Raw genomic sequence first — 23,993 nt, 5'->3', positions numbered from 1 at the left:
GAGAGGTCATGACCGGCATCGTATGCCGGCCTTACCCAGGCGTGCCGGCGGAGCCCGCGCCGTCACCGCTGTCCGCAGGACCGGCGCCGGCCCGCGCGCCCGGAGCGGCCCGCCCGGCACGGTGCGCGCGGCCCGCCGCCTCGGTGGCGGCGTCCATCCAGGAACGGGCCCGACCGGCGGTGCCGCCCACCCACTCGCCGACGTCGCTCGCGCCGTCGCCGAGGCGGCGCAGCAACCCGACCAGCGGGTCGGTGGACCGGCTGAACTCCTCCCGGTACGACTCGGCAGCCGCCTTGATCTCCTCCGAGACGCTTGTCGAGCTGTCGTCCTCGCGGCGCGGATAGTCCCCGGCCAGCACCCGCCCGTACGCCCCGGAGTCGACCCACTGGCGCAGCTGCGCCGCCCGCGCCACCGGCACCGGGTGGGTGCTCCACGCGGTCATTCGGATCTTGTGCAGGCTGTCGCGCAGGTCGCCGCCACCGGCGTACTCGGCGGCCTGCTCCAGGAAGGCGGTGGTGTCGACCTGGGACAGGTCACCGCCGCCGGCGAGCTTCATCAGCAGCCGCAGAGCGGCGGCCGGGTCCTGCCCGGCGAGCAGGCCGGCCCGGTCGGCGGAGAGCTCCGCCTTGCGCCACCACTCCAGCATCGCCGCGATGATGGCGCGCAGCGCGATAGCGCCGACCGGCAACCAGCTCAGGTTGGCCGCCCACCGGGTGAGGATCATGAGCATGGTCTTGTAGACGGCGTGCCCGCTGCCCACGTGCCCCAACTCGTGGCCGAGCAGGCAGCGCAGCTCGTCCTCGTCGAGTTGCTGCACGCACGCGGAGTTCAGCAAGATGAACGGCCGCTCCAGCCCGACCGCCTCGGCGCCCAGCCAGGGCGACTGGGTCACGTACAGCTCGGGCAGCTCGGCCACGTCCAGCGCCGCTGCGGCCTCGGTGTAGCGCTGCCACACCGCGGGGTACTGCCGGTGGTCCACCCGGATGCCGGAGGCCAGCACGGACAGCCGGAAACCCCGCTCGTTCCACATCCCGAAGAACGCCCGCACCACGTCGTCGAAACCGCGCAGCTCCCGCAGCGCGACCAGGGCACCCCGGTCGGCCGGATGCTCCCAGGCCCGTGAGCTGATGCCGGTGAGGGTGGTTCGACGCCGCGCTGGCGCGTCCGCTGCCGTCATTGTGGCTCCCCGTTCGCCGTAGCTCTCCGCATCGTGCCGCAGTCGGTGGCCGACGTCCATGCCCCGCTCAGTGGAGCCGCACGTAGTAACGGCCCGCGTCGTGCGGCAGTGTCGGCGCGCCGTCCACCAACAGGTCGGCGTGGGTCGCGGTCTCGTCGACGGCGAAGTGCGCCCGCTCCCGCTCGTGCCAGCGGCGCAGCTCGGGCAGGATCTCCGGCCCGTCCCGGGCGACCGCGCGAGCCAGCCGCAGCGACGCGGGCGCGGTGACGAACACGGCCAACGTCAGCTCCGGCCGGACGACCGCCCGGGCCGCGCTGACCCCCTCGACCAGCAGCACCGGAGCCACCGGAACCGGAACCTGCCGGGGCAGGAAGCACTGCCGGACCCAGCTGTACCGCCGGTAGCCGCCCGGCTCGCCGTTACGCAGCGGGGCGAGCACCCAGTCGTCGAGCCGGGGCCAGAAGGTGACCTGGTCGTCCCACCCGTCGAGCAGGTCGTCGGTGTGCACCACCGGCGGTCGGCCGCCGAGCAGCCCCGCCAGGGCATCCGCGAGCTGCGCGGCGAACCGGCTCTTACCCGCGCCGCTCGGCCCGTCGACAGCGACCAGCCGGGTCCGCCCCAACCGCGCCGGGCCCGCGAGCACCCGACGAGCCAATTCGGCGTACGCCTCGACAACCGCCACGGTCGGCCCGCCAGTTCCCGGGTTCAGCACAGCCTCCCGTGGTGCATGACCGAAGTATGCCGCCACCGCTGCTGGTGGGGTGACCGGCTCCGGTTCGTCGACCTCCCGGTCGGCGGAACCACTGTTGTCAGTGACGGCGTCGATCATGCCGACTGGGGGGCCAGGGTGGGTCGCGCCGACACGTCCGGCTAACCGCCCTGGCCGGCCACCGTCACGTCCGGGGGAATTGGGGCGGCGACGGGTGACGGGCGGCCCGTTCGCCGCCCGGGGTGCCACCGAATCGGCATGATCGGGTGGTGCTCCGAGACGTGATGAGCCCCGGTATAGACGCCCTACTCGAACAGGCCCGCGCTGGGCTGCACCGACTGACTCCGCAGCAGACCGTCGAGGCGGTCCGCGGCGGTGCGTTGCTGGTCGACACCCGTACCGAACTTCAGCGCCGCGAACAGGGAGACCTGCCGGGCGCTGTCGTCATCGACCGGACCGTACTGGAGTGGCGCCTCGATCCGGCCAGCGCCTGGCGGATCCCGGAGGCCACCGGGTACGACCGGGAGATCGTGCTGGTGTGCCGACAGGGCTACAGCTCCAGCCTGGCCGCCGCCAGCCTCCAGACCCTCGGGCTGCGCCGGGCCACCGACATGATCGGCGGCGTGGACGCCTGGCTCGCCGCCGGCCTCCCCACCACCGACCGGCCCGCCGACATCCGCCCCTGACATCCCCGGCCTCGCCCCAAGCGCGTCTCCGGCGGGCGGTCGGCGCAAGATCGCGCTCGATCCAGGAAACGGGCCCCTGCCCGCGCGGACGGGGCCCCTCAATCGAGCACCTTCCTCAGTGGACGCTGTGCTGGTCAGGACGGGGCGCCGGGTGGGATGAAGGGGAGGTCGGCGGGTGGGCCGGCTTCGATGAGTCGCCAGAGGGCATCGGTGTTCAGGTGTTCCTCGACCAGGTCGCCAAGCAGGTCGAGTGAGCGTTCCCGGGCGGCGGCGAAGCTGGTGGCCGGTGCCACCCGGAACCCGCCGCGACCGGCCAGGCGAGCCGCCTCGGTGAGGAACCACCTGCGGAACTCGTCGGACTCGAACGCCCCGTGCCAGTGCGTGCCGTGCACCGCGCCGAGCACGGCACCCTCCCCGACACCGTCGTCGCCGGTCAGCAGCGGGGTCAGGCCGGGGTCGGCGTGTGACACGTACCCGTGGTGGATCTCGTAGCCCCGCACCCGAAGGCCACCGTGGCCGGTGCCCACCGACTGCCGGACGGTCTTGCGCGGATCGAAGGTGATGTCGATGGGCAGCAGACCGAGCCCCGGCACACTGCCCTGGCGGCTCTCCACCGGGTCGTGGATGGCGCGGCCGAGCATCTGGAAGCCGCCGCAGAGCCCGAGCAGGGGCTTGCCGGCCGCCATATGGGTGGCCACCGCGTCGGCGAGGCCGGTTTCGCGCAGCCACGCGAGGTCGGCGACGGTGGACTTGGAGCCGGGCAGGACGACCAGATCGGCGGCGGCCAGCTCGGCCGGTTCGATGGTGAGGCGTACCCGGACGCCCGGCTCGGTGGCGAGCGCCTCCACGTCGGTGGCGTTGCTGATCCGGGGTAGGCGGACGACGGCCACGTCCAGCCACTCGCTGCCGTGCGGGGCGGCGGGTCGGCCGAGCACCCGGCCGTAGGCGAGTGAGTCCTCCGCGTCGAGCCACAGGTCCAGTGCCCAGGGCAGCACCCCGTACGTGGGGCGGCCGGTGACCTGACGCAGCATGCCCAGGCCCGGCTGGAGCAGCCCGAGGTCGCCCCGGAACTTGTTGATCACGAAGCCGGCGATCAGCGCCTGGTCGGCCGGGTCGAGCAGGGCCACTGTGCCGAACATCGAGGCGAAGACACCGCCCCGGTCGATGTCGCCGACGACGATTGTGGGCAGGTTGGCGTGCCGGGCCAGCCCCATGTTGACGTAGTCACCGGCCCGCAGGTTGATCTCCGCGGGGCTGCCGGCGCCCTCGCAGATCACCACGTCGTACGTCTCGCGCAGCTCGGCCAGTGCGGCGTACGCGGTCTCGGCGAGCCGGGGACGCAGCCGCCGGAAAGTGCCGGCGGTGATCGTGTCGACCGCCTCGCCCAACAGCACCACCTGACTGGCCAGGTCGCTGCCCGGCTTCAGCAGCACCGGGTTGAACCGCAGGTCGGGTGCGAGCCCGCACGCCGCGGCCTGCATGGCCTGGGCGCGCCCGATCTCGCCGCCGCGCCCGTCCGGCCCGACGACCACCGCCGAGTTGTTCGACATGTTCTGCGCCTTGTACGGCGCCACCCTCACGCCCTGCCGGTGCAGCCAGCGGCAGATGCCGGCGGTGAGCACGCTCTTGCCGGCGTCGGACGTCGTGCCGGCGACCAGCAGCCCGCCGCTCACCGCCCACTCCCCCGCCGCACCCCGACGCCCCCGGCCACGCCGGCAGCCCTGCCCAGACCGACGGCCGGCAGCCCATGCTCACTGGCACCGCCCAGCCGCAAGGCCCCGGCCACGCCAGCCAGCCCGCGCCCTCGGGCCGTAGCAACCGGCCCTCGCCGACCCACCGCGCGCCTGCTCACCGCGCCTACCAGCCGGCCGAGCGTCACCGGGTACGCGGCGGCCAGCCCGACGGCGGCCAGCCCCACCGCGCCGGAGATCCGGGCGGCCCGCTTCAGGTGCCGCGCCTCTGGGCGGGGACCGTCACCGAGGAACGGCCGCACCTCGGAGCGCCCGAAGTAGACGTTGCGGCCACCGAGGCGGACCCCGAGCGCACCGGCCATCGCCGCCTCGCACTGACCGGCATTGGGGCTCGGGTGGTCGTTGCGGTCCCGCCGCCACACCTGCCAGGCGCGCTGCCGGTCCCCGTGCGCGACCGGCGCGACGGCGATGGTGAGCAGCCCGGTCAGTCGGGACGGCACGAGGTTGAGCGCGTCGTCCAGCCGAGCGGCCGGCGTGCCGAACCGCGCGTAGCGCGTCGACCGGTGCCCGACCATCGCATCGAGGGTGTTCGCCGCGCGGTAGCCCAGCAGCCCGGGCAGACCGGCGACCGCTCCCCAGAGCAGCGGGGCGACCACCGCGTCGGAGGTGTTCTCCGCGACCGACTCGACAGTGGCACGGGCCAGCTCCGACTCGCCCAGCGTCGACGGGTCCCGCCCGCAGAGGTGACCGAGGCGTCGCCGGGCGGCGGGCAGGTCACCGTCACGCAGCGTCCGACCCATGACGGTCGCCTCGCGCCGAAGCGTGCGGCCGCCCAGCACGGTCCACGTGCCGGCCGCCACCAGCACCGCCCGGGTCACCGGCCGGTGCCGGGTGGCCGCCGCGGCGACCGCCCCGAGCAACACCGGCCCGCCGACGGCCAGTGCGGTGAATGCCGCACCCGCCGTCCGGTCCGGGCGGTAGAGGCGGCGCTCCAGCGCGCCTGCGGCCTGCCCGAAGCCGGCCACCGGGTGCCACCGGCGGGGGTCGCCGAGCGCCCTGTCCAGCGCGTACCCGGCCAGCAGCCCCACCGCGTTCGCCATCGGCGCTGTCCGTCGCACCCGCACCACCTCCGGCCGGCCAGCCTAGACGAGCACCCCGTGAACCAGCCCGACACACGGTCCCGCACCGGCAACGAGAACCCGTGGAGCGAACCGGACGGCCGGCCACCGACGCCCGTCACGCGGGGTGACGACGCTGGTCGCGCCGCCACCCCGCCCCCGTCGTGCCGCACCGCGCCGCGCCGCGCCGTGCCGTGCCGCACCGTTCCGCGCCGCGCCGCGCCGCACCGTTCCGCGCCGCGCCGTGTAGCAGCAGCGCCCGCGACCTTTGCGGAACCCCAACCAGCTCGATCGCCGCCCAACCCGCGACGGTCGAGCCGATCGGTCAGGCGGGCTGCGGGATCCGGCCCCGACCACGCCGCCCTCGGCCGGGCTGCGCCGGCTCCGGCTGCCCCTCGTCGGGCACCGGACCCAACTCGATGTCCAGGTCACCGTCGGCGTTGTCGTCGTCAGCCTCGGGCGGAGGGGCCAGCTCGTCGTCGAGCCCCGACGGGGCGTTGGCCTGCCCGACCTGCCCGCCGCTCGGCAGCGCGCCGTCACCGAAGACCCCACCGCCGTCGTCCTGCGGGACGTTGCCGAACGGGCTGGTTCGCAGCTCGGCGTAGTCGGGCAGCTCGAAGTCGTCGTCCATCGGGCGGTCGTCGGGCAGCACGGGCGCCTGCCCGGCCGGCACCGGCTCGGTGGGCTCGCCGTGCACCCGACTCTCGGCCTCCGCGTCCTCCACGGCGCTGGTCGTCATGCTCGGCCGGTTGCGCAGGAACCGGGCCCGGCCCCGGGACAGATCGTGGCCGACGGCGACCGCCTCCAGCTCGTAGAGCGTGCGGTGGTTGCCGGCGTCGTCGGTCCAGTCGCGGGTGTAGAGCCGCCCGCAGACCACCACCGGATCGCCGACCATGACGGAGGCCGCCACCCCCTCGGCGAGCTTGCGCCAGCAGTTGACGCGGACGCGGAGCGAATTGCCGTCAACCCACCGGCCGCTGTCCCGGTCGAGTCGGCGGGCGGTGGAGGCGACCTTGAAGTTGGCCACCAGGGTGTTGCTCTGGGTGGTACGCCGCCACTCGGGCGTAGTCAGCACATTGCCGACGATTGTCACGTAAGTGTCGAACATCGTCCCTCCAGGGGGATCGGGGCCTGCCAGCGCGAGTCGACTCGACACCGAGCATCGACACTGAGAGCACCCTTCGCGAGCGCCGATCCCCGACCTGTGGATGACGAACCCACCTGTGGACAACGCCCTGATCACGCCCCGGATGTGGTACGCCCGACCCGCCCGACCCGCCGTCCACGGTTTCCCAGGCAGCCCCAACTGGGTAAGGACTTGATCAACGCATCACCGACAGCTCCACGTCGACGAGAGGTCAGCGCCATGACGATCACTACCATCGACTCCGCGAACGCTTCCGAGGCGCAGCGATGAGCGCCGTGGCGAACCCGGCCACCGTGGCTGAGTGCCTGCGGGTGGGCGCCGGGTTCTCCCAGGGCGACCGCAACTGGATCGCCGAGCAGTTCGCCACCCTCGACGCCCGGCTCGCCAGCTTCCACGCTGACGCCACCGAGCTGGAGGTGTCGGTGAAGGACCGGGAGGCGCGTGGCCAGAAGGTCACCCTGGAGTGCTGGATCGCCGGCCGGCAGAAAATCGTCACCACCTCCGCGGAGGAGGACCTGCACGCCGCCCTCAACGACGTCCGTGACGACCTGCGCCGCCGACTCAACGACGCCAAGACCCGCCAGGAGCCCCGGCACAACAAGCACCTGCGCGAAGTCCCGCCGCCGCAGGTCGAGTCCGACGAGTCCGACGACGCGGCCCCCCGCGCCGACGCGGAAACCGCCTGACCCACGCCGCACGCCACGCCACCCCACCCCACCCCACCCCACCCCACCCCACCCCAAAATCAGTCGATCATGGACTTGTGGTGGGCACCAGGTCCCCAAGCGTCCCTTTTGCGGGGCACCACAACTCCATGATCGACGCGGGGCGGGGCGGGGACGGGCAGGGCGGGGCGGGGCGGGGACGGGCGGGGCAGGGCGGGCGGGGCGCGGGCTACCGCTGGGTAGGTTGGCGGCGTAGCGTCGCGTTCGTGGAACCGGACGTGTTGGGGCCGCCGTACGAGCGGCAGACGATCGACCTGGGCACCGACGACGAAGGCCCCGTTGTCGCGACTCTGGTCCGGCGGCGGGCCGAGCGCCCCACCGGGCGGGCCGTGCTCTACGTACACGGCTTCGTCGACTACTTCTTCCAGACGCACCTGGCGGACTTCTTCGCCGAGCGAGGCTGGGATTTCTACGCGCTCGACCTGCGCAAATACGGTCGCAGTCTGCTCCCGACCCAGACCCCGAACTTCTGCCGCGACATCAGCGACTACTTCCCCGAGCTGGACGCCGCCGCCGAGATCATCCGCAAGGACGACGGGCACGACACGCTACTGGCGATGGGCCACTCCACCGGCGGCCTGATCATCTCGCTCTGGGCGGACGCCCGCCGCGACACCGGCACCATCGACGGCCTGGTGCTCAACAGCCCCTTCTTCGACCTGAACGCCCCCTGGGCGGTCCGCCGACCCCTCGCGGCCGCCGCGTCGCGGCTGGGCCGCAGGGCGCCGCACCGCATCCTCCCGTTCGGGCTCGGCACTGTGTACGGCGAGAGCATCCACTCCGACCACCGCGGCGAGTGGACCTATGACCTGGCGTGGAAACCGCTGGCCGGGTTCCCGGTCCGGGCCGGCTGGCTGAACGCGATCCACACCGGGCAACGCCAGCTCCGCGCCGGGCTGGACATCCAGGTGCCGGTGCTGCTGGCCTGCTCGACCCGGTCCTTCCGGGGCACCAGGTGGCACGACAACGCGACACTGGCCGACGCCGTACTGGACGTCGAGCACATGGTCCGCTACGCGCCCCGCCTCGGCCGCCACGTCACACTGGCGCGCTTCGACGGCGGGCTGCACGACCTCACGCTCTCCGGCCCCGTCGTACGGAAGAAGGTCTTCGACGAGGTCGGCCGCTGGGCCGAGGCGTTCCTCGCCGCCGGCCCCACCGCCCCGGCCGACGCCGCGCCGACCGACGCCGCGCCGACCGACGCCGCACGACCAGAGGCGGATGCCGTGCCGACCGGCGCGGTCCGAGCTGACGTGGCGCCGGCCAACCTGCAGCCGGCCAACGCGGCGGGGGCGGCGACGCCCGGCGGCTGACCAGGCCGATCGAAAAGCCGGTTCAGATGTCGCCGGGCGTCGCCGGGAGGACGGCACGGATCCGGTCGAAGGTCGCCACCGGATGCTCGCCGACGCCGGGCAGGACCAGGCCCAGGCAGTACGGGGAGACCTCACCGGTGGGTCCGGCCTGAACGATGAAGACCGGCGCCCCGACGTACCCCGGCGGCAACTCCGTGGTGATCAGCACGGCGTCCCCGTCGCGGACCACCCGCTCGATCGCGACCTCCAGCGGCCGCGACCCGTCTTCGCGTACCCCATGGGCCAGCACGAAAGCGGAACTGGCGTCGGCAGCGAGGCGGGCGACCACCTCGGGCCCGGCGGCGATCCCCGCCGGCACCGGCTGGACGCGCCACCGCCAGCCGCCGTCGCCGGCATACCGGTGCAGGCCGGCGGTCGGCAGCACCGCGACGCCGTCGCCCGCGAAGCGGGCCCAACCGGGCACGATCTCGGCCTCGAAAATGACGGCCGGGGCCACCCCCGCCGGCTCGGTGACGCTCGCCCGCAGGCCCAACTCACCACCCGAACCGCCCACCAGGTCGGCCGCCGTCAGCAGCGACTCCCCCACCGGGTCGTCACCGCCCTGGAAGAAGAACGCGGTGCCTAAGTCGCCCGAGGACCGGTACGGCAGGATGGCGCGACCGACGACCTGGCACAGCTCGTAGGCGACGTCGCTCTCGGCGTCGGAATCCAGCAACACCAGCCAAAGGTACGGTCCGAGGCGAGGCCGGTCCGCGGTAACCCGGATGCCCGCTACGAGGCGGACGTGAGACTCTGCTCGGCAACGTGGACGCGGGCACCCTTTTTGCCGTCGGGCAGTGCGACGGCGGTACCCTCTGGGCGCGACATCCACGCCACAGGCGCCCGTAGCTCAGCGGATAGAGCAGGGGACTTCTAATCCCAAGGCCGCAGGTTCGAATCCTGCCGGGCGCGCCCACCTCACCGCAGGTCAGCGGGTTGTCAGGCCCGGCCGCGACTCTCAGACGGCTTCGAACAGCCGAATCAGCCCGAAGAGCGGGCCGCGCCGACCCGACCCTGGCCTGCTGGCAGCCTCCGGCCAGCATCCGCCAGGCCGGACGGTCATGCACTGCCTCGTCTGTCGAACGTGTGTGATCCTGCTGCAGTGGAAGTCTGGGATCACGGCGCCAAGCTTTACGAAGTCAACTCCTACTACAGCCTGCCCGACTACGCGTGGCAGTACGAGTTGGTCGGGCTGACCGGAGCACCGGGGGCCGGGCCCTACATCACCGTCACCATTCCTGACGCAACGCCGGACGATGGGCCGTTCACAGCGCGCCCGGCGAGCGAAGTGATGTTCGGCGCTGGTGGCGGCGATGTCCCCTGGCCCATCCTGCGTCGTTTCATTGACCTGGTCGAGTCGTCCGGCGACATCGTCCAAGACCTGGCTGACAGCGCATCGCCGACCACAGACCCTCAGGCTTCGCCCTCTCTCTGACCAGCCCTCCGCGATCTTCTTCCAGTCCCAAGGCCGCGGTCTGTTACGCGTACGCCCGCCGTGCCTATGCGTGCTCGCATTGCCCAGAGCGACGCGCTGCCCTTCGCTCCCTTCCAGAGAGACCGGGTAGCTGACCTCTGACTTGCTTGTCCTTGGTCTCGACGTCAAACCTGACGGGCAGCGGCTCGTGGAACCATCCGACCGAGCACTCGAACAGCAGCTCGACCACAAGCTGACCGATGCCGCCGAGGGGTAACAGCCGAGGTTGTCCGGCGCGCAATGAGGCAGCCATGGGCGGTGGTGATTGACTCCGCCGGCTGATGATCGCGCTCGCCCAGGTCAATCACTGCATGCTCGGCGACGCGAGCGTCAGCCCAGGGTCTCACCGTTCCAGCCCCTGTCGGTCGGCCGTACAGCCAGGCCCGCCCATCCACACAACCGAGGCCCTCTACACAGACGACAGACGGCCCCTGCCCTGACGGGGAGGGACCGTGTGGCGCTCGGCTTCACCTTGGGGGCAAGCCCGCGCGGAGATCAGCCCTGCTGGTGGCGCTCGTTGCGTCGAAGGGCCTCTTCGAGTTGGTCCTCAAGAATGATGATCCGGCAGGCCGAGGCCATGTCGGTGCCCTGGTCGCACATCTCCCGGGCGCGGGCGGCAAGGCGTAGTTGGTAGCGGGAGTAGCGGCGGTGCCCTCCACCGGAACGCTGCGGGTCGATCAGTTTCGCGTCGCCGAGTCGGCGTAGGAAGTCCTGCGAGCAACCGAGGATCTCGGCGGCGCGGCCCATCGTGTAGGCGGGGTAGTCCTCATCGTCGAACATGTCGTCGGGTTGAGCCATGGAACCTCCATCACGAGGGCCCCGGTGCTCGGAAGCACCGGGGCCCAAGGGTTGTGGGTCAGGAACACCATCTACCGACAGAACGTCGGCTTGTCGTATCCGCACCAGCCGTCATGGACGGCTTCGGGTGCGAGGATCGCATAAGCGTGACCGGAGACCACCTCTCGTTCGATGGAAACTGCGGTGTCCGCGCCCAGCCCACACATGCGACTGGCAGCGGGCGATCCAACGGTGTAATGCCCTCCCTTGCCTCTGATTTCCTCTGCCGTACTCCGTGCTGTCCGTCGGTGTCCGAGCCCCACGCGACTTCCATGGCCCCAACACGTACGACGAACTCTCCTCACGTCGGGTGAAGCCCTGAGCAAGCGTCGGCCCCACCCGCTGTCACACGCGTACTACCTGACTACGGCAATGTCTGCCGCCGAACTGAGCAGGACCTGCAAGTTCCCTGGGCCCCACTCCTTCGCCCTCGTGCGGGGCGGCAACGTCAGCGTCTTTGTTAGCTCTGTTCTCGACTCCAGGAACGTTAGTCGGCAACGACCCGAATGTCTAGCACTTCGCACATAGATTTTCTCCGAGGACGTGGATAGCCCGTCAGCTGACCGCTGTGCACGAGGGCCGCCTCCTCACGGCCGGGCGTCGTCGCCGGGGTTCCGCCCCGACAGGGTGGGTGTCGCGGATCCACCGGCTCAGACGGGCCCGAGCAGGGCGACCAGCGTGTCGTCGCCCTGGCCGAGCTGCGCAGCGCCGGTCGTTGGCGCGACCAGGAACCGGCGGCAGCCATCCAGTTCCACGTACCGGTCGGGACCCGCGCCATCGAGCGGGCGTAGCACCGCGAAGCGGGTCGCCGGAATGTCGCAGTCGACCACGGCCCGGCGGTTGGACAGCGCCCGGAACACGCCCGCCTGGCGCTCGGGTGGCAGCGGCCCGCCGTACACGAAGTCGCCCGCCGGTTTCTCGCCATCCTGAAGTGACGCGGGCACCTGGTAGACGCAGAGGCGCAGCGGCCCGACGGCCGGCGGCAGTCCGGGCCCGGCCGGCTCCGGGCCACCGTTGCGGGTCTGCACCCACACCAGGTCCGTCCACTGCTGCGCGCATCCGGCAGCTTCGGCCGCCGCGGATTCGATCTGCCGGATCGTACGGATGTCCACAGTGGTCCACTGCGGCCCGGCCAACGCGGTGATCACCTCGGCGCGAGGCTTGCCGCAGGAATCCGTCGGGATGTGCGGCCGCAACCAGCGCCCCCGGTCGTCCACCAGCGCCATCCACGGCGGGACGACCATCTCGAGGGTGCAGGCGACCTCCCCGCCGGTCTGCTCGCTGGGCAGACGCAGCGCGGTGAGCAGCGGTGCGATCTGCTCGGCGCGTCGCTCGGTGGCGACCTGCTCCTGGCCACCGTCGGGGCCCGGCCGAATCTCGCGCCCGCAGATCACGGCCGCGACCGGGGTGAACGCCCTGTCGATGCGACCAATCGTCGGCTCTTGCACGGCCGGCGGTGATGTCTCCGTGGTCGGCACCGTGATCATCTCGCCGGCCCGGGGTGCCGCCTTGGCACAGGAGGTCCACCCGTCGACGATCTGGGCCGGACCGGGCTCCCTCGGATCGCCCGGCCCGATGTCCGTGCCACCGCAGCCAGACAGCGCCATGCCGAGCAGTGCCACCGCCAGTACCGTCCGGGACGAGCGCATCCGGCTCACCACCCTTCCACCCGGGGATGAGACGGACGACGGACGCGGCTGGTTCCGGCCGACCGGCCCGAGGCGTGACGCGGGTGACCGGTGGGGACGTCGCCGGCTGGGCCCGGGGCGTCCGCCGGCAGAATGGCCGAATGGCACATCTGGGACTTGTCGCGCTGCTGGTCAGGGGGTACGACGAGGCGATCGACTTCTACGTCGGTGACCTTGGTTTCGAGCTGGTGGAGGACACCGCCCGACCCGACGGTTCACGTTGGGTGGTGGTCCGCCCGGCGGAGGCCCGGGAGACGGCAGTGCTGCTGGCCCGGCCCAGCACCGCCGAGCAGCAGGCTCGGATCGGCGACCAGACCGGCGGTCGGGTCGGGCTGTTCCTGTACACGGAGGATTTCGCCCGCGACCATGCCCGGATGGTGGCGGCCGGGGTGCGTTTCCTGGAGGAACCGCGGCACGAGGCGTACGGTTCGGTAGCGGTGTTCGTCGATATCTACGGCAACCGCTGGGACCTTCTTCAACCTCGCAGCACAGAGTGACGCATTAGCGACACTCCGCAACAAAGGGTCCTCCCGTCGCCGTCCGCCATGCTATTGTCCGATGTCGATCTACGCCGTGTGGACCCGGACGGGTCGTTGTCGGAAGGACACTTCCCGATGCCGGCCGTTGCCACCCCCACCGTGCCGCCGCCCACGTTGGACAATCCGGCCGGCGGGGCCATGGGCCTCATCTTCACCACGTTGCCAGCGCTGCTGCGGCTGAGCTGCGGGCTGTTCGGCGCGGCGGTGGCCGTGTCGGTGCAGACCCCGCCGGTCGAGCAGGCGGTGTTGCTGCCCGCGGTGGCCGTGCTGACCGGCTGGTCCCTCTGGTACGCGCACCGCGCGTTGCGCCACGGCATCGGCCCCGCCCTCGTCGCCGGTGACGTGGCGGTCACCGCGCTGGCCTGCCTCCTCATCCCGGTGCTGGTGGCACCCGAGGTGCTGCCCGGCGAGGGCAGTTGGATCGCCGTGCTGGCCAGCACCACTGTGATCAACGCACAGGCCACCACCTCGGCACGCTGGTCGATCCCGGCCGGGCTGCTCGTGATAGCCACCTACGTGACCGGGACGCAGGCCGCCGGCAACCCCACCGAGGCCAGGGCGCACGCGGCCACGCTGCTGGCGCAGACCCTCTGCACGGCGATGATGGCGGCGGTCATGCGCGGACGCATCGGCCGGGCGGACAGCGCCTTCGTCGAACACCAGCGGCTGACCCGGGAGGCGTTGGTCGCGCGTGCCGCCCGCGAGGCCGAACGCCAACAGAATCGCGACCTGCACGACACGGTGCTCGGGACGCTGACCATGGTGGGGCTGGGCGCGGTGGCCGGACCCTCGACTGTCTTCCGGGACCGGTGCGCGGCCGACCTGCGTACCCTCGTCTCGCTCACCGACGTCGGCCCGGTGGCCGGCGACGGCCCGGTGCCGCTCGACGGGCGGTTGCGGTTGGTCGTCGACCGGCTGCCCGAGCTTGCGGTACGACTGGATCTGGCGTCCTGCGCCGTCCCCGTCGGGGTGGCCGACGCGATCAGCGAGAGCGCCTACGCGGCACTGTCCAACGTGGTCCGCCACGCGCCGGGCGCCGGGGCCACGCTGCGGCTGAGCCGCGACGCGATCGGCGTCGTGGTCGAGGTCGCCGACGACGGCCCCGGCTTCGACCTGGCCACCGTCGCACCGCACCGGTACGGACTGCGCGAGTCGATCCGCGGCCGGATGGCGACGGTGGGTGGGCGGGCCGTCGTGCACTCGGCAGTGGGCGCGGGCACCCGGATTCGACTGGAGTGGCCCGGTGTCGGCTGACCTGAACGCCCCGGCGCACCCCACCGACGCGCCGGGGGCACCGAACCGCACCGGCGTTCCGACGCCCCGCGAGCCGGACTCCCCCGCGGCGCTCGCCGCGCCGGCCGCCGTGGCGCACGCGTCCGACCGTGGCGCCCGGATCGCCGCCGTCGCCATCGCGTTGGCCTGGCACGTCGCGATCGCGCTGCCGGCGGTGCTGTCCGCCCGCGCGGAGTTCGCCGCGCCAGCTGTGGTGCTCGGCGCCTGGATCCTGGTCGCCGTGACCGGCGCGGTGGCCGGGGTACGACTGCTGCAAGGCTCGCCGCTGCCGCCGTGGCCGCTGGCCGGGCTGCTGCTGGTCGTCGACGCGGCCGTCTTCGCCGCGGCCGGTGAGCGGCAGTTGTTCACCGCCGCCAACTGGGTGTGGGGCACGCTCGGCTGGTTCTTCGTGCTGGCGGTGTGGGGTCGCCGCGTCGTGGGGCTGATCGCGCTCCTCGGCACGCACGCGTTGATCGCCCTGGTCGCTGTGCTCGGGCACGGCCCCGACCCGGCCGACGTGGCCCGCTACGTGATGTACGTCTACGGCACCTTCTCGCTGCCGGTGGCGGTCTTCGTGGGCAGCACTGTCATCGTCGGCCTGGCCCGGGAACGGGCCGCCGTCTCGGCCGCCGGTCACGCGATGGCCGCCGAGCGGGATGCCGCCGAGCGGGGCCTTCGCGAACGCCGGGACCGCCTCGCTCTGGTCGGCTCGGCGGCCGGTCGGGTCCTCGGGGACCTGGCCGCCGGCCAGGCCGACCCGGACGACCCGGAGGTGCAGCGTCGGTGTGTGCTGGCCGCCGCCCGGCTGCGCCGGCTGATCGCCGAGTCCGACGATGTGCCCGACCCGCTGTTGCACGAGTTGCGAGCCGCCGCCGACCTGGCGGAACGCAACGGCCTACCGATCGACCTGGTCACCATCGGCACCCCGCCGCCGCTGCCGGTGGAGGTCCGCCGCCGGCTGGCCGACCCGCTCACCGGCACCCTCGCCGACGCCCGGGGATGGGCGCGTCTGACAGTGGTCTCCGGCGCGGACGAGGTGGTGGTCAGCCTCGTCACGCCGGACCGGGAGGGACCGGAGTCGACCGGCCCGCCCCCCGGGGAGCACGACGACGGGCCGGTGCAGTACCTCTACGAACGGGACGGGAACATCAGATGGGCGCAGACCCGGTGGCGGCGGTGACCGGCGACCGGCCGGTCGGGGTGGCGATCGTCGACGACCACCCGGTGGTGGTCGAGGGGGTCCGCGCCTGGCTCGCCACCGAGCCGCGCCTCACTGTGCTCGCCACCGGCGACGACCCGGACGCGGTGCTGCGGGCGGCGCCGGACGCCGACGTCGTCCTGCTCGACCTGCGCCTGCACGGGCGGATGGCGTTGGACAAGTTGGCCGAGTTGAGCGCCGCCGGCCGGCGGGTGGTGGTCTATTCGGAGCACACCGACCCGCAGACGATGCTCGCCGCGTTGGACGCCGGGGCGGTCGCGTTCCTGGCGAAGCACGAGGGCCGGGAACACTGCGTGGAGACGGTGCTGGCCGCCGCGAGCGACCGCCCGTACGTGCCGCCGGCGCTGGCCGGTGCGATGGTCGGCGACCCGCGGCCGGACCGGCCGATGCTGTCCGACAAGGAGCGTGAGGCGCTGCTGCTCTGGTTCCAGTCGATGTCCAAGGCGTCGGTGGCCCGGCGGATGCAGATCAGCGAGCACACAGTGAAGCAGTACGTCGACCGGGCGCGGATCAAGTACACCCGGGCGGGGCGACCAGCTGCCACAAAGGCGGCACTGCTCGCCCGTGCGATCGAGGACGGTCTCGTCCGCCCGGAGGAGATCGGCATCTACCGGTCACAGGCGACGCACGACCGGCCGACCCCCTAACAGGCGTCATGACAGGAGCCCTCTGGTCCGCCAGGCTTCAGTACACAGCCAGCTGACCGGAAGGTCGTGACGATGCACTCCGACGCGTCCCCCTTCTTCATCGGTCCCCACCGGTTCGACGCCCCCGACGACGACGGGGGCCCGACCCTGGACCGCCGCTACAACCTGCGACCGAGGCCCGGTGAGCGGGTGCTCGGGCGATACCCGCTGTTGGTCGCGGGCTACCTGCTCGGGCCGAGCGAGGTGCGACGCCGTTGGCAGTTGCCCGAGCCGGTCGCGGTGACCGTCACCGATCAGCGGATCTGCTGGGTGGGCAGTGGCTCGCAGCTGTCGCTGGTCGCCGACGGGACGCACCGGGCCCGACCACCCGCTCGACTGAACGGCCTGATGAGCGGTCAGATCCGCTGGCAGTGGCCGTCCCGGTTGGAGCTGCCGGCGGCCGAGCCGGGCGCCCCGGCGCAGCTGCTGATCGTCTGCGACGCGCTGCGCACCATTCAGCAGCCGGCGTTGGCCCTCAGCGGAGCGGCCGCCGAGGTCGTGGCGGTGGCCCGGCAGGTCCGCCGGGCGGTGGCCATGTTCCGGCTCAACCGCCCACAACTGGTCGACCTCTCCGCCCAGGAGCGCGACGTGCTGCTGCTGCGGGCCGGCCCCGCTCTGCTCGCCGGCGACACCCGGATCACGCTGCCCGGCTCGTTGCCGGTGGAGTTCCACTCCCGGGACGACTACTACCGCTCAAGACCTGATCCGACCTCGTGGGGCGGGCTCGCAGGCGGCGCAGCATCCGGGCACCGGTGAAGCCGACCGCCCGCGCGGCGGCTTCCACGGTCGTGCCGCGCCCGATCAGGTGCTCGGCCCGTTCCACGCGGAGCAGCTGCTGGTAGCCGAGCGGGGTGAGGCCGGTGCTCGCCCGGAACAGGCGGGTCAGGGTTCGTTCGGCCACGCCGCCGGCGGCGGCCAACTCGGCCAGGGGCAGGGGCTCGGCGTACCGGCTGTCGATCAGGTTCTGCACCCGGTGCACCGAGTCGGACAGGTGTGAGCGGTGCCGCATCAGCGCGCTGGCCTGCGGCTCGTGCCCGTTGCGGCGGGCGTAGACGACCGTGCCGCCGGCCGCGTGGTGCTCGGCGAGCCGCAGCAGGTCGCCGGGCGACACCGGCCCCTGCGGCCCGTGCGCCGCCGGCCGCCAACCGGGCACGATCACCAGGTCGTCCGGGGCCAGCTCGGGCCACCGGGTGTCGGCGACCAGGGGTACGCCCTGCACGGTCGGCACCTGCTCGCGCTCGGCGACGTAGTGCAGCTGATAGTCGTACCCGAGGTCGGCGGCGCTGGAGAAGACCTGGGCCGGCCCGCGCCGGCAGACACCATTCTGCCCGGGTGCGGAACGATCCGGCCAAGTCGACGTCAGGCGCTGGGGGTGCGGTGTTCGGCGGCGGCGTCCAGAGCGGCGGCCTCCTCCGGTGAGGGCGCGCTGCCGCCCAGGTGCGCGGGCTGCCACCAGGTGTCGTCCGGGCCGGCCGGGGTGTCCGGATAGTCCCGCTGTGCCCGGTCGACGAGGGCGCTGAGCCGGGTGGTCAGCTCGGCGGCCAGCACGTTCGGGTCCGGGAAGTCCGCCGGGCTGATCGGCTCGCCGATCAGGATGGTGATCGGCGTGTGCCGGCGGGTCAGGGTGCGCGGGCGGCCCTTGGTCCAGAGGCGCTGGGTGCCCCACAACGCGACAGGCAGCACCGGCACCTTCGCCGAGCGGGCCATCCGGACCGTGCCGCTCTTGAGTTCCTTGACTGTGAACGACCGGCTGATCGTCGCCTCGGGGAAGACGCCGACGACCTCGCCCTGCTTGAGCGCGCCCACTGCGGCGCGGAACGAGGCCGCGCCGGCCTGCCGGTCCACCGGAATGTGCCGCATCCCCCGCATCAGCGGGCCGGAGATCTTGTGCGTGAAGACCGCATCCTTGGCCATGAAGCGGACCAGCCGGCCCGACGCGTTCGCCCCCAGACCGGCGAAGATGAAGTCGAGGTAGCTGACGTGGTTGCTGGCCAGCACCGCCCCGCCCGTGCGGGGTACGTGGTGGGCGCCCTCGATGGTGATCTTCAGGTCGAGGACCCGGAACAGCGTCTTGGCGGCGGCGATAACGGGCGGGTACACGAGCTCCGGCATTCGCAGAATCTACCCTGACCGGCTGGGGGTCGGCTGGGCGGAGAACCGGCGGCGACGCGGGTGGAGCGCCACCGCCGGTCCGGCGTTCCGGTCGGTCAGTCGCCGAGGTTGTCCAGGTCCAGTCGACCCCGGGCGAACGCGTCCACCCGGCCCCAACGACCGGGGATGTCCAGCACCTCGATGCGACCCATCCCCACCGGCAGCCGTGGCTCGACGGCCAGGTGACCCTCGTGCGGCTCCAGACCGAGCATGGTGCGCAGCAGCAACAGCGGCGTACCTGTCGACCATGCCTGCGGGCTGCACGCCGTCGGGTACTCCACCGGGAACTTGGTCAGCTCCCGCGGGTAGCCGCCGAAGGCCTCCGGCAACCGGCCGTCGAAGTACGTGGCCGCGTCCAGAATGCCGTTGGCGATGGTCGCGGCCTCCTCGGCGAAGCCGTAGCGGCGCAGACCCCAGGCGATGAACGAGTTGTCGAACGGCCAGATCGTGCCGTTGTGGTAGCCGATGGGGTTGTAGCGAGCCTCCCCCTCGGCGAGGGTGCGCACTCCCCAGCCGGAGAAGAGCCGCGGCCCGACCAGGTGCGCGGCGAGCTTCTCCGCCCGCTCGGGTTCGACGATCCCGCTCCACAGCAGGTGGCCGATGTTGGAGCTGAGGATGTCGCACTGCCGGCCGTCCGGGTCCAGGGCCAGGGCGAAGTACTCGCCGTCGTCCACCCACCAGTCCCGGTTGAACCGCTCCTTCAGCTCCGCCGCCTCCCGCTCCAACTGGTCGGCGAACTCCGGGTCACCCCAGAACTCGCGGGCCAACCGGGCCGCGCGGACCTTCGCGTCGTACGCGTACCCCTGCACCTCGCAGGTGGCCCGTGGGAACGGCGGGAGCGTGCCGTCGGAGTAGGAGATCGAGTCCCAGGAGTCCTTCCAGCACTGGTTCTCCAGGCCGGTGTCGGTGTTGCGTCGCTCGTACCAGATGTAGCCGGTGCCGACCAGGTCGGCGTAGTTGTCGATCCACCTCAGCGCCGCCCGGGACTCCTGCTCCAACTCCTTGACCAGCGCGACGTCCCCGCTCCACCGCTCGTACTCGTCGAGCAGCACGATGAACAGCGGCGTCGCGTCGACCGAGCCGTAGTACGGCGAGTGTGGCTGTTCCTCGAAGGCCGCGGTCTCGCCGTAGCGCATCTCGTGCAGGATGCGCCCCGGGTCCTCGTCCCGGAAGTCGTCGAAACGGCTGCCCTGAAGGGACGCCAGGATGCGCAGCGTCGTCTTCGACAGCTGCGGGGTGAACGGCAGCGTCTGCAGGCAGGTGAGGATGCTGTCCCGGCCGAACATGGTCATGAACCAGGGCAGACCGGCGGCGGGCAGGGTGGCGCCGCCCAGCGACAGGGGCGAGAAGCGTAGCGCCGCCAGGTCGATCAGACTGCGCCGGTACGTGCTGGCCACCCGGCCGTGCTCACTGTTGACCTTCGGTGCGTCGGCGATCCACTTCTCCAGGTCGTGCTGGAGAGCGAGCCGCTCGGTGCCGTGTTTGCGCAGCCCGAACCGCAGGTCCCGGCCCCCGGGTCCGACCGCGTGGGTCTGGACGTCGATCGAGGCGTCCCACTGCTCGTTGGGCTCGAGGTGGACCGTGTACGCGAAGCCCTTGCTGTCGTACCGGGCGGACATCGACGACGAGATGAGCGTCTCCCGCCGGAAGTTCCCCCGCCGGTAGCCCAGCCGCAGCCGGTCCGACTCCACCTCGGTGTAGATCTCGCCCTTCTTGTTCAGGATCTCGTCCTTGACCTGGAACAGGTCGGCGAAGTCCGACGCCGCGTCCATCCGGACTTCCAGGTCGACCGGCTTCTCGTCGTGGTTGAGGATGGTCAGCTGCTCACAGAAGCTGCCGCCCACAGTGCGCTCCCGGATGATCGACAGCTTCGCGTCCACGTAGTGCGTGGCCATTCCCGGGACCAGGAAGAATCGCGACTCGAAGTACTGGAGGTCGTCGTAGGAGAGCGAGTTGAGCCGCTCACCGTTGACGGTCAGCACCCAGGTCGACAGGAACCGGGTGTCGATGGAGAAGAGCCCGGTGGGCTCGCTCGGCGTCGCCTCGATGTCCCCGGTGTCCTCGCAGACGACGAACGTGTTGCCGTCCAGGATCCGGATCGTGTTGCTCTGCCCCATCAGTGCACCTCCCCGGCGAATCGCCGACGCGGCCCACGGGCGTCCGGGGAACCCGGAAAGATCCGCTCCACCTGTACGACGAGACGAGCGTCGCCCGACACCGTCATGTCCCCCCGCAACAGCGCGGCCAGGCCGTGCTCGCGCCCCGAGGCGATGTCGTCGAAGAGGACCGGGCTCGCGCCGATCACCGTGTCGGCCTCCTGGTCCTCCTGACTGACGTTCAGCCGGCCGTGGTCGATCCTCAGCAGCCAGTGCCGGGTCTGCGCCCCCTCGTGCAGGTCGATCCGCAGCGTCCCGGAGGTCTTGGCCAGCAGGGGTTCGTACCCCCGCCGGTCCAGGTCCTCGAAGAACCTCGTGGTCGCGTCCACCATCGGGTCCACTCCTCCCAGTTGCCGGGCCGGGGATCCCACCCACCGCGCTCGCGTCGCACGGACGGCCGGCGTTGCACGTCCCCGCACGGGTCCCCGCCGCTCCCCCGATCAACCTCGCCCCATTCGGGTGAGCCCCCGCCCCGGTGGGGACGCCACAGCGCCGGCCCTCCCGGAAGGGAGAGCCGGCGCGCGCCGCGGCGGACGGGTCAGTTGTTCGGGTCGTCGGCGCTGATGTCGGCCAGGACCGACTGCGGTTCGCGCTCGACCGCGAGGTCACCCATCGACACCAGGCCGACCAGGCGCCCGTCGTCGATCACCGGAAGTCGGCGTACGGCGTACGTCCGCATCAGGTCCGCGGCGGCCACGGCATCGTCGTACTGACTCACCGTGATCACGTCGCGGGTGGTGATCTGGCTCAACCGGGTCGAGCCCGCGTCCATGTTCTCCGCGACACCTCGGACCGTGATGTCCCGGTCCGTGACGATGCCGACCACACTGTCGCCGTCGGTCACCACCACATCGCCAATCGCGCTGTCCCGCATCTCCTGCGCGGCGGCGATGAGCGTGTCGTTGCCGTCCATCGTCACCAACCGGGTCGTCATGAACTCTCCGACCGTTGTCATGGTGCTCCCCTCTCGGTGTCGGCACGGTCGTCTACCCGCCGCGCGGGAGGGGGTAACGCCGACGGGCTTCGGTCTATCCGCGTGGGTCCGGCAGGCGGCACACCCGCGCGCTTGGGTCCGCTGCCTACGGTGGGCGGATGATGACGGGCGAGGACGAACTGCGGGACCTGGTCGCCGGCAGCGGTTGGCTGACCCGGGCGCTGACCGTGGTGCGTGACTCCGAGCTGCCGGACGCCTGGATCGGCGCGGGCGCCCTGCGCGACCTGGTCTGGGGCGAACGGTACGGCGACGGGTTCGACCCGGCGCGGGTTCGCGACGTGGATGTGGTCTTCTTCGACCCGGCAAAGCTGACGCGCGTCGACGACGACCGGGCCACCGCCCGGCTGGCGGGGATGTGGCCGCAGCCGCCGTGGCAGGCACGCAACCAGGCGGCGGTGCACACCTGGTACGCGGCCACGTTCGGCGGCGACCCGATCGAGCCGTACCGCAGCGTGGCCGAGGCGGTCGCCACCTGGCCGGAGTACGCGACAGCGGTGGCCGTCCGCCTGGACCCGGCCGGCCGGCTCAAGGTCTGCGCCCCGTACGGCCTGACGGATCTGCTGGGCGGGGTGTGGCGGCACAACCCGGCCCGGGTGGACGTGGCCCGGTCGCGGCAGCGGTTGGCCCGGCACCGGCCGGCGCAGCGCTGGCCCGGCGTGACCGTGATCGAGCCGGGCTGATCGGCTGTGGGCGGGTCAGCCTCGGGGCGGCATGCCGTAGAGCCGCTCGACGTGCAGGCGTAGCACGATCCGTCCCTCGTCGACCATGGCCTGGCGGTACTCGTCCCAGTCGGGGTGTTCGCCGCTCAGCCCCCGGTAGAGCGCCACCAACTCCTCGACCGTGTCGTCGCCGAGCTGGGTGGCCGGCGGGGTCAGTTCGGCGCGACCCTCGACCACCGCGTACGCCCAGCCGTCCTCGCTGCTGACGTGGAAGCTGGCACGCGGGTCGCGGCGCAGGTTGGCGGTCTTGGCGCGGCCGTCGGTGACCGAGACCCGGATCAGGCCCGCGTCCCGGTCGAAGGAGTAGAGCACCGTTGACAGTTGCGGACGCCCGTCCCGCTTGATGGTGGCGAGCACGCCCATCGAGCGGCCGGCCACCAGATCGGTCAACGCCTGCTGGTTGCTGTCATCCGGCATGGTGCCCTCCAGGTTGGACGATCGTCTCCGACCCATCCAAGCACGACCGGCCGGCCGCCGCGGTCGACCGCCCTGGATCGGCAGGGCGACCATCCGGAACGGCACCGAGCCCCCGCCGACGGACGGCGAGGGCTCGGTGTTTCGGCGATCGTGCCGGTCAGCGGCGCTCGGCGGCGACCAGCTCGGCGAGTTGCACAGCGTTCAGCGCGGCGCCCTTGCGCAGGTTGTCGTTGGAGCAGAACAGGGCCAGCCCGTACTCGACGGTCTCGTCGGCGCGGATCCGGCCCACGTAGGTCGGGTCCTGGCCGGCGGCCTGCAACGGCGTCGGGACGTCGGTCAGTGCCACCCCGGGCGCGGCGGCCAGCAGTTCGTGTGCGCGCTGCGGGGTGAGCGGCCGGGCGAACCGGGCGTTGATCTGGAGCGAGTGCCCGGTGAACACCGGCACCCGGACGCAGGTGCCGGAGACCAACAGATCAGGGATCTCCAGGATCTTGCGGCTCTCGTTGCGGAGCTTCTGCTCCTCGTCGGTCTCGAACGAGCCGTCGTCGACGATCGAACCGGCCAGCGGGAGGACGTTGAAGGCGATCGGCTGGGAGAACGAGCGCGGCGCGGGAAACTCCACGGCCGAGCCGTCGAAGGCCAGCCCGGCGGCGTGCTCGGCCACCTTGCGGACCTGCTCGTCCAGCTCGGCGACGCCGGCCAGCCCGGCGCCGGAGACCGCCTGGTAGGTGGAGACGACCAGGCCGACCAGGCCAGCCTCGGCGTGCAGCGGACGCAGCACCGGCATCGCGGCCATCGTGGTGCAGTTCGGGTTGGCGATGATGCCCTTGGGCCGGTCCAGGGCGGCGTGCGGGTTGACCTCGGCGACCACCAGCGGCACCTGCGGGTCCATCCGGAACGCCGACGAGTTGTCGATCACCACGGCGCCGGCCTCGGCGACGCGGGGCGCCAGCTCCCGAGCCGTGCCCTTACCGGCCGAGAAGAGCACGATGTCCAGCTCGGAGTAGTCCGCGGTCGCGGCGTCCTCGACGATCACCTCGCCGTCGCGCCACGGCAGCGCCCGCCCGGCGGACCGCGCCGAGGCGAACAACCGCACCTGCTCCGCTGGGAACTCCCGCTCCGCCAGCACCTGCCGCATCACGCCACCGACCTGGCCGGTGGCCCCCACAATGCCGATCCTCATGTCCGCGAGGCTACCGACCCCGCCCCCGAAACCGGGACCCCTTTCCCACCCCC

Annotated in this window: 23 protein-coding genes, 1 tRNA gene and 2 pseudogenes; 11 read left to right on the top strand and 15 right to left on the bottom strand. The window is 72.2% G+C overall.

The features are described from left to right. Positions 1-31: 31 nt before the first annotated feature. Entirely contained in the window at positions 32-1,177 is a 1,146-nt protein-coding gene (locus tag ABZS40_RS23640; protein ID WP_354945555.1) for a M48 family metallopeptidase, read from the bottom strand. A gap of 67 nt (positions 1,178-1,244) precedes the next feature. Next, on the bottom strand, positions 1,245-2,006 hold the full coding sequence (locus ABZS40_RS23635) for a hypothetical protein (protein WP_354945553.1): 762 nt from the start codon (positions 2,004-2,006) through the stop codon (positions 1,245-1,247). 164 nt (positions 2,007-2,170) lie between these two features. Between ABZS40_RS23635 and ABZS40_RS23630 the strand changes: the two genes are divergently transcribed. Beyond that, positions 2,171-2,572 carry a rhodanese-like domain-containing protein gene (locus ABZS40_RS23630; RefSeq protein ID WP_145785474.1) on the top strand — a complete coding sequence of 134 codons (402 nt, stop codon included), beginning with the start codon at positions 2,171-2,173 and terminating at the stop codon, positions 2,570-2,572. 134 nt (positions 2,573-2,706) lie between these two features. On the opposite strand, the gene ABZS40_RS23625 is transcribed toward ABZS40_RS23630, so the two are convergent. The 3 genes and pseudogenes from ABZS40_RS23625 to ABZS40_RS23615 form a co-directional block, all read right to left on the bottom strand. Beyond that, positions 2,707-4,245 carry a cobyric acid synthase gene (locus tag ABZS40_RS23625; RefSeq protein ID WP_354945551.1) on the bottom strand — a complete coding sequence of 513 codons (1,539 nt, stop codon included), beginning with the start codon at positions 4,243-4,245 and terminating at the stop codon, positions 2,707-2,709. 161 nt (positions 4,246-4,406) lie between these two features. After that, a pseudogene (locus ABZS40_RS23620) lies at positions 4,407-5,363 on the bottom strand (cobalamin biosynthesis protein); the annotation flags it as partial. 343 nt (positions 5,364-5,706) lie between these two features. After that, a complete protein-coding gene (locus ABZS40_RS23615) occupies positions 5,707-6,489 on the bottom strand; it encodes a single-stranded DNA-binding protein (protein ID WP_354945549.1) in 783 nt (260 codons plus the stop codon). Between the two features lie 305 nt (positions 6,490-6,794). On the opposite strand from ABZS40_RS23615, the gene ABZS40_RS23610 reads away from it, so the two are divergent. Next, on the top strand, positions 6,795-7,214 hold the full coding sequence (locus ABZS40_RS23610) for an HPF/RaiA family ribosome-associated protein (protein ID WP_354945547.1): 420 nt from the start codon (positions 6,795-6,797) through the stop codon (positions 7,212-7,214). A 245-nt stretch (positions 7,215-7,459) separates the two neighbouring features. Beyond that, positions 7,460-8,398 (top strand): annotated as a pseudogene (locus ABZS40_RS23605) (alpha/beta hydrolase); the annotation flags it as partial. Between the two features lie 190 nt (positions 8,399-8,588). Here ABZS40_RS23605 and ABZS40_RS23600 read toward each other — a convergent pair. Beyond that, complete coding sequence (locus tag ABZS40_RS23600; protein WP_354945545.1) at positions 8,589-9,284, bottom strand: hypothetical protein; 696 nt, start codon at positions 9,282-9,284, stop codon at positions 8,589-8,591. A gap of 160 nt (positions 9,285-9,444) precedes the next feature. Between ABZS40_RS23600 and ABZS40_RS23595 the strand changes: the two genes are divergently transcribed. Together ABZS40_RS23595 and ABZS40_RS23590 are read left to right on the top strand one after the other, a co-directional pair. Next, positions 9,445-9,517, top strand: a tRNA-Arg gene (locus ABZS40_RS23595). Positions 9,518-9,707: 190 nt separating this feature from the next. Further along, positions 9,708-10,040: a hypothetical protein gene (locus ABZS40_RS23590; protein WP_354945543.1), complete on the top strand. Its 333-nt coding sequence runs from the start codon at positions 9,708-9,710 to the stop codon at positions 10,038-10,040. 534 nt (positions 10,041-10,574) lie between these two features. Here the strand turns inward: ABZS40_RS23590 and ABZS40_RS23585 are convergent. Both ABZS40_RS23585 and ABZS40_RS23580 read right to left on the bottom strand, forming a co-directional pair. Further along, the gene (locus ABZS40_RS23585; protein WP_354945541.1) at positions 10,575-10,877 is read right to left on the bottom strand and encodes a MerR family transcriptional regulator; all 303 of its coding nucleotides are present in this window, start codon (positions 10,875-10,877) and stop codon (positions 10,575-10,577) included. A gap of 689 nt (positions 10,878-11,566) precedes the next feature. After that, a complete protein-coding gene (locus tag ABZS40_RS23580; protein WP_354945539.1) occupies positions 11,567-12,565 on the bottom strand; it encodes a hypothetical protein in 999 nt (332 codons plus the stop codon). Between the two features lie 140 nt (positions 12,566-12,705). Here ABZS40_RS23580 and ABZS40_RS23575 point away from each other — a divergent pair, with 140 nt between their 5' ends. The 5 genes from ABZS40_RS23575 to ABZS40_RS23555 all read left to right on the top strand — a co-directional run bounded on the left by ABZS40_RS23575 (position 12,706) and on the right by ABZS40_RS23555 (position 17,076). Further along, positions 12,706-13,101, top strand: coding sequence for a VOC family protein (locus ABZS40_RS23575; RefSeq protein ID WP_354945537.1), 396 nt, complete (start codon positions 12,706-12,708; stop codon positions 13,099-13,101). 117 nt (positions 13,102-13,218) lie between these two features. Continuing rightward, on the top strand, positions 13,219-14,397 hold the full coding sequence (locus tag ABZS40_RS23570; RefSeq protein WP_354945535.1) for an ATP-binding protein: 1,179 nt from the start codon (positions 13,219-13,221) through the stop codon (positions 14,395-14,397). Further along, complete coding sequence (locus ABZS40_RS23565; RefSeq protein WP_354945533.1) at positions 14,387-15,595, top strand: hypothetical protein; 1,209 nt, start codon at positions 14,387-14,389, stop codon at positions 15,593-15,595. Before ABZS40_RS23570 ends, ABZS40_RS23565 begins: the two co-directional genes overlap by 11 nt. Continuing rightward, the gene (locus ABZS40_RS23560) at positions 15,568-16,281 is read left to right on the top strand and encodes a response regulator transcription factor (protein WP_238678153.1); all 714 of its coding nucleotides are present in this window, start codon (positions 15,568-15,570) and stop codon (positions 16,279-16,281) included. The genes ABZS40_RS23565 and ABZS40_RS23560 overlap by 28 nt, the downstream gene beginning before the upstream one ends. Before the next feature lie 72 nt (positions 16,282-16,353). Further along, the gene (locus ABZS40_RS23555; protein WP_354945531.1) at positions 16,354-17,076 is read left to right on the top strand and encodes a hypothetical protein; all 723 of its coding nucleotides are present in this window, start codon (positions 16,354-16,356) and stop codon (positions 17,074-17,076) included. Here ABZS40_RS23555 and ABZS40_RS23550 read toward each other — a convergent pair. From ABZS40_RS23550 to ABZS40_RS23530, 5 genes are all read right to left on the bottom strand, one after another. Continuing rightward, positions 16,958-17,539 carry a helix-turn-helix domain-containing protein gene (locus ABZS40_RS23550; RefSeq protein WP_354945529.1) on the bottom strand — a complete coding sequence of 194 codons (582 nt, stop codon included), beginning with the start codon at positions 17,537-17,539 and terminating at the stop codon, positions 16,958-16,960. The two genes, ABZS40_RS23555 and ABZS40_RS23550, sit on opposite strands and share 119 nt — an antisense overlap. Positions 17,540-17,679: 140 nt before the next feature. Then, positions 17,680-18,432, bottom strand: coding sequence for a lysophospholipid acyltransferase family protein (locus ABZS40_RS23545; RefSeq protein ID WP_354945527.1), 753 nt, complete (start codon positions 18,430-18,432; stop codon positions 17,680-17,682). A gap of 95 nt (positions 18,433-18,527) precedes the next feature. Next, positions 18,528-20,588, bottom strand: a complete 2,061-nt coding sequence (locus tag ABZS40_RS23540) for a glycogen debranching N-terminal domain-containing protein (RefSeq protein ID WP_354945525.1) — start codon at positions 20,586-20,588, stop codon at positions 18,528-18,530. Further along, the gene (locus tag ABZS40_RS23535; RefSeq protein ID WP_091405597.1) at positions 20,588-20,959 is read right to left on the bottom strand and encodes an SCP2 sterol-binding domain-containing protein; all 372 of its coding nucleotides are present in this window, start codon (positions 20,957-20,959) and stop codon (positions 20,588-20,590) included. The genes ABZS40_RS23540 and ABZS40_RS23535 overlap by 1 nt, the downstream gene beginning before the upstream one ends. A 206-nt stretch (positions 20,960-21,165) precedes the next feature. Next, positions 21,166-21,582, bottom strand: a complete 417-nt coding sequence (locus ABZS40_RS23530; RefSeq protein WP_354945523.1) for a CBS domain-containing protein — start codon at positions 21,580-21,582, stop codon at positions 21,166-21,168. 137 nt (positions 21,583-21,719) lie between these two features. Here ABZS40_RS23530 and ABZS40_RS23525 point away from each other — a divergent pair, with 137 nt between their 5' ends. Beyond that, on the top strand, positions 21,720-22,301 hold the full coding sequence (locus ABZS40_RS23525) for a nucleotidyltransferase family protein (protein WP_354945521.1): 582 nt from the start codon (positions 21,720-21,722) through the stop codon (positions 22,299-22,301). Between the two features lie 15 nt (positions 22,302-22,316). On the opposite strand, the gene ABZS40_RS23520 is transcribed toward ABZS40_RS23525, so the two are convergent. After that, positions 22,317-22,757 (bottom strand): PPOX class F420-dependent oxidoreductase, encoded by a 441-nt coding sequence (locus ABZS40_RS23520; RefSeq protein WP_354945519.1) that lies wholly within the window; start codon positions 22,755-22,757, stop codon positions 22,317-22,319. 157 nt (positions 22,758-22,914) lie between these two features. Continuing rightward, positions 22,915-23,940 carry an aspartate-semialdehyde dehydrogenase gene (locus ABZS40_RS23515; protein ID WP_354945517.1) on the bottom strand — a complete coding sequence of 342 codons (1,026 nt, stop codon included), beginning with the start codon at positions 23,938-23,940 and terminating at the stop codon, positions 22,915-22,917. Positions 23,941-23,993: the final 53 nt, after the last annotated feature.

It is taken from the genome of Micromonospora sp. NPDC005324, assembly GCF_040607155.1.
In the GTDB taxonomy this organism is placed as follows: domain Bacteria; phylum Actinomycetota; class Actinomycetes; order Mycobacteriales; family Micromonosporaceae; genus Micromonospora; species Micromonospora trifolii.
This window is presented reverse-complemented; position numbering and strand designations above follow the sequence as displayed.